The organism is Arthrobacter ginkgonis, from assembly GCF_039540195.1.
GTDB lineage: Bacteria > Actinomycetota > Actinomycetes > Actinomycetales > Micrococcaceae > Zafaria > Zafaria ginkgonis.
In genome coordinates, this window is the sequence record NZ_BAABEO010000003.1 from 1 (window position 1) to 5,031 (window position 5,031).

The 5,031-nt window shown below is 66.7% G+C and carries 4 protein-coding genes; all 4 read left to right on the forward strand.

All coding sequences use genetic code 11. From position 1 onward, the window contains the following. The coding region (locus ABD912_RS01290) for a zinc-binding dehydrogenase (protein WP_345147890.1) at nucleotides 1-339 on the forward strand (339 nt) is incomplete at its 5' end. Between the two features lie 139 nt (nucleotides 340-478). Beyond that, a complete protein-coding gene (locus tag ABD912_RS01295; protein WP_345147891.1) occupies nucleotides 479-2,797 on the forward strand; it encodes an FdhF/YdeP family oxidoreductase in 2,319 nt (772 codons plus the stop codon). A gap of 328 nt (nucleotides 2,798-3,125) precedes the next feature. Then, nucleotides 3,126-4,343 carry an NAD(P)/FAD-dependent oxidoreductase gene (locus tag ABD912_RS01300; protein WP_345147892.1) on the forward strand — a complete coding sequence of 406 codons (1,218 nt, stop codon included), beginning with the start codon at nucleotides 3,126-3,128 and terminating at the stop codon, nucleotides 4,341-4,343. A gap of 71 nt (nucleotides 4,344-4,414) precedes the next feature. Further along, nucleotides 4,415-5,031 (forward strand): aromatic ring-hydroxylating oxygenase subunit alpha (locus ABD912_RS01305; protein WP_345147893.1); only part of this gene is annotated, 617 nt, incomplete at its 3' end.

The window sequence follows — 5,031 nt, forward strand, 5'->3', positions numbered from 1 at the left end:
GACGTCGTCATCGACGCCGTCGGACGCCCCGAAACCTACAAGCAGGCCTTCTACGCCCGCGACCTCGCAGGCCGCGTCGTCCTCGTCGGCGTGCCCACCCCCGCCATGACCCTCGAGCTGCCGCTGCTGGACGTCTTCGGCCGCGGCGGATCCCTCAAATCCTCCTGGTACGGAGACTGCCTGCCCTCCCGGGACTTCCCCATGCTCGTCGAGCAATACAAGCTCGGCCGCCTGGACCTGGACGCCTTCGTCACCGAACGCATCGGCCTGGCCGACATCGAGGAAGCCTTCCACAAAATGCACGAAGGCAAGGTCCTGCGCTCCGTCGTGGAGCTCTAGCCGGCAGCGGCATGCAGCAGGGCCCGTCGCATGGGACGGGCCCTGCTGCGGCGCCGGAAAGACCGCAACCCGACCCGCGCTGCGAAGGCGTCCGGGGGCACCATCATTCAGTCGTCGCGGAAGTATGAGGAAAGCCAACATGGAACTAGGCAGGCGGAAGGCTCCCGTCAAGGACATTGACGAGAACGACCTCGAGGTGCACGGGCCCAAGACCGCGGCAGCGGGCATGAAGGCCGTCATGGTCTCGCTGGACAGGGGCGTTTCGCAAGGAGGGGTGTCCCGCACCGTCCGATCGATGCTGCGGGTGAACCAGCGCGGAGGATTCGACTGTCCCGGCTGTGCGTGGCCGGAGTCGATCACCGGCGCCCGGAAGCCGGCCGAGTTCTGTGAGAACGGCGCGAAGGCCATCGCCGAAGAAAACACCCTGCGCACCGTGACCCCGGATTTCTGGGCCGCGCACTCCATCGAGGAACTCGCGGGAAAGACGGAATACTGGCTGGGCAACCAAGGCCGGATCACCGAGCCCGTCGTCATTCGCGAAGGCGAAACGCACTACTCGCCGATCTCGTGGACCGATGCCTTCGAGCTCATTGGGGAACGTATCCGGGCGACCACTCCGGACCGATGCATCTTCTACACCTCCGGACGCACCGCCAACGAGGCCGCGTTCATGTACCAGCTGTTCGCCCGCTCGATCGGAACCAACAACCTCCCGGACTGCTCGAACATGTGCCACGAGTCCTCGGGCTCGGCGCTCAATCCTACGATCGGCATCGGCAAGGGCACCGTTTCGCTCGAGGACATGCACCACGCTGAACTGATCTTCGTTGTGGGGCAGAACCCGGGGACGAACCATCCACGCATGCTTTCCGCCCTCGCCGAGTGCCGGCAGAACGGCGGCAAGGTGGTCGCGGTCAACCCCCTGCCCGAGGCCGGCCTCCTGAAGTTCAAGGATCCACAGGATCCCGGCAACCTGGCGCGCGGTGGCGCGCAGATCGCCGACGAATTCCTGCAGATCAAGGTCGGAGGGGACCTGGCCCTCATGCAAGCGCTGGGGCACCTGCTGCTGGAGGAAGACCGGCGGCTGCCCGGCTCCGTTGTCGATGAGGAGTTCATCAAGGACCAGACCAGCGGATTCGAGGCGTACCGCGAGGCACGCAGCGGGATCGACTGGGACGAGACGGAGAAGGCCACCGGGCTATCCCGGCTGGACATCACCAGGGTCGCCGGGCTGCTGGCGAAATCCAAGGCCACCATCTTCTGCTGGGCGCTGGGCGTGACGCAGCAGCCGCACTCGGTGAATACCCTGCGCGAGATCATCAACCTCCTCCTGCTGCAGGGAAACTTCGGCAAGCCCGGCGCCGGAGCCTGCCCGGTCCGTGGCCACTCCAACGTCCAGGGCGACCGGACCATGGGCGTCTGGGAGAAGCCGGCGGAATGGCTCTTGGCGGCCATCGACGGCGAATTCGGCATCACCAGCCCGAGGGCACACGGAGTCGACGCCACCGAAACCCTTGAAGCGTTCGAAATGGACGAGGTTGACGTCTTTGTATCCATGGGCGGCAACTTCGCCTTGGCCTGCTCCGACACGGAGGCGCTCGAAGCGGGGATGAAACGCGCCGGCCTGACCGTGCACGTCTCCACCAAGCCCAACCGCTCGCACGTGGTGCATGGGCGGACGTCCCTGATCCTGCCGACGCTGGGCCGCACGGACAAGGACGACAAGCACCCGTCGGGGGCGCAATTCCTCTCCGTGGAGGACTCCATGTCGGTCGTCCATTCCACCCAGGGGCGCCTCGAGCCGGTCAGCGAGCACCTCTTGTCCGAACCCGTCATCATCGCCCGGATGGCGCAGGCGACCCTCGGGGAGGACCACCCCGTGGACTGGAAGGCCATGGCCGAAGACTACGACGTCATCCGCGACCACATCTCGCGCGTAGTGCCCGGATTCGAGAACTTCAACGAGCGGATCCGGCGGAAGAACGGGTTCGTGCTGCCGAACCCGCCGCGGGACACGCGGTCGTTCGCCACGGACATCAGCAAGGCGCGGTTCTCCGTCAGCCCCCTTGAATACCTCCAGGCGCCGGACGGGCACCTCATTCTCCAGACCATGCGCAGCCACGACCAGTACAACACGACCTTCTACGGCCTGGACGACCGGTACCGCGGCATCTCCAATGGCCGTCGCGTCATCCTGGTGAACCCGGAGGACCTGGAACAGTTGGGCTTCGCCGATCGCGAGATGGTGGACGTGATCAGCACCTTCAACGGGACGGAGCGCCGTGCCGACAAGTTCCGCCTGGTCTCCTACCCAACCGCGCGCGGATGCGCGGCCGCGTATTTCCCGGAAGCGAACGTGCTGGTGCACCGGGAATTGGTGGCTCGCGAGTCCAACACGCCGGGGTACAAGGCAATGACGGTCCGGTTCGTCCGACACATTTCCCCGGAAGAGAACTAGCCGCCGGCCAACGACCCCGGCCGACCCCCAAAAATGACGTGCACCGGGACGCGACGTTCGCGTCCCGGTGCACTCGCGTGTGCCCGCGCAAATTCAGGGCTGTCGGGCGTCCGGGAGCGTGAACCGCGGGGATGCGAAGAACTGCTCCCCAAGCTTGGGAAGGGCCCATGTGAGCGGGCAAAAGCGCGCGCCGCGGACCGCCGGGTTGCGGCCCACAACGTCACATAAGAAATCCCTTGACGCGCTTTGTGCGCATCGTCACACTGGTGGAAGTTGTTGCATATAGCAGTCGTAGTTGCACAAGACGCAATTCCCTTCAGGAGGGTTAATGAAGACACTGGCGATCGTGGGAGCATCCCTTGCCGGTCTTTCCGCGGCTCGAGCCGCCCGCGCGCTCGGGTTCGACGGAAAGCTGATCATCATCGGGGATGAGGCGGAGCGCCCATATGACCGGCCGCCGCTGTCGAAGGATTTCCTGCTCGGCAGGATCGGGACCGACGATCTGGCGCTGGAGACCGCGGACGAAGACCTGGACGCGGAGTGGCTGCTGGGTTCCCGCGCGGTCAAGCTGGACGGTGCAACCCGGACCATCACCTTGGCCAACGGCACGACCGTGACTGCGGACGGGATCGTCCTGGCCACCGGCGCCTCCGCCCGCACCCTGCCGGAACTGGCCGGGCTGGCCAATGTCTTCAGCCTGCGCACCCTGGCGGACGCCCAGGCATTGTCCGCGGAACTGCAGCCGGAGCGCCAGCTGGTCGTGGTGGGCGCGGGCTTCATCGGTGCAGAGGCGGCCTCCACGGCCAAGGCCCTGGGGCTGGAGGTCACCGTCATCGAGGCCCAGCCGGTTCCGCTCGCCGGACCGCTGGGGACCGAGATGGGCAGCGTCGTCGGGCGCCTCCATGGCCTCAACGGCGTCGAGCTGATCTGCGGCACCGGCGTGGACCTCTTCCACAGCTACGAAAGCCAGGTCACCGGCCTGCGGCTGACCGACGGCCGCTACGTTCCGGCCGACCTGGTGCTGGTGGGTATCGGCGCCGTCCCGAACATTGGCTGGCTGGACGGCTCCGGAGTGGAGACCGGCAACGGCGTCCTCTGCGATGCCTCCGGCCGGACGAACATGCCGGGCATCGTCGCGGTCGGGGACTGCGCCGCCTGGTTCAACGAACGCCACGGCGCGCACCGCCGGGTGGAGCACTGGACCACCGCGACCGAACATCCCGAGGTTGCGGTGGCCGCCCTGCTGGAGCAGCCGGCGTCCGGGTCCGTGAAGGTGCCGTACTTCTGGTCCGACCAGTACGGGGTGAAGCTGCAGTTCGCCGGCAACGCCGCACAGGCGGACCGGGTGGCCATCGAGGCCGGCGATCCGCAGGAGCACAACGTGCTGGCCGTGTACTACCGGGGCGAGGAGCCGGTGGCGGTGCTGGGCATGAACCAGGTCCGCCTGTTCACCAAGTGGCGCCGCACCCTCAACCAGGCCGCCGCGCCCGCCGTCGACGCACCCGCCTCAGCCCCTGCGCCCGCCGTCGCGGCGGTGCCGGCCTGAGCCGGCCCCCTGGTTTTTGACCCCATCGTCTTGAGTCCCATCCACCACTGACTTTTTCGAAGGAACACAGCATGACCGCCGACATGATTTCCGAGAGCCTGATCTCCACCCTGCCCGGGCACACCTACACCGACGCGGCGATCTTCCGCGCCGAGCAGGAACGCATCTTCGAGCAGATGTGGTTCTGCGCGATCCGCACCGCGGACCTGGCCAAGGCCGGGGCCTGGAAGACCGTGCAGATCGGCCGCGAGTCCGTGCTCATCAGCCGCACCCGCAAGGGCGAGATCCGCGCGTTCTACAACGTCTGCCGCCACCGCGGCGTCAAGCTCTGCCTGGAGGAATCCGGCCAGGCCGAACGCTCCTTCCAGTGCCCCTACCACGCCTGGACCTACGACTTCGAGGGCAAGCTCGTCGCTGCCCCGAACCTGACCAAGATGCCGGACATCGACCGCCACGAGTACGGCCTGGCCAAGGTCCACCTCCGCGAATACCTCGGCTACGTGTGGGTCTGCCTGGCCGAGACCCCGCCGTCCTTCGAGGAGGACGTCATGGGGGCCATCCAGGAGCGCCTGGGCGACCTGGAGGCCATCGAGGGCTACGACGTGGCGAACCTGAAGGTGGGCCGGCGCATCAGGTACGACGTGAAGGCCAACTGGAAGCTCATCATCGAGAACTTCATGGAGTGCTA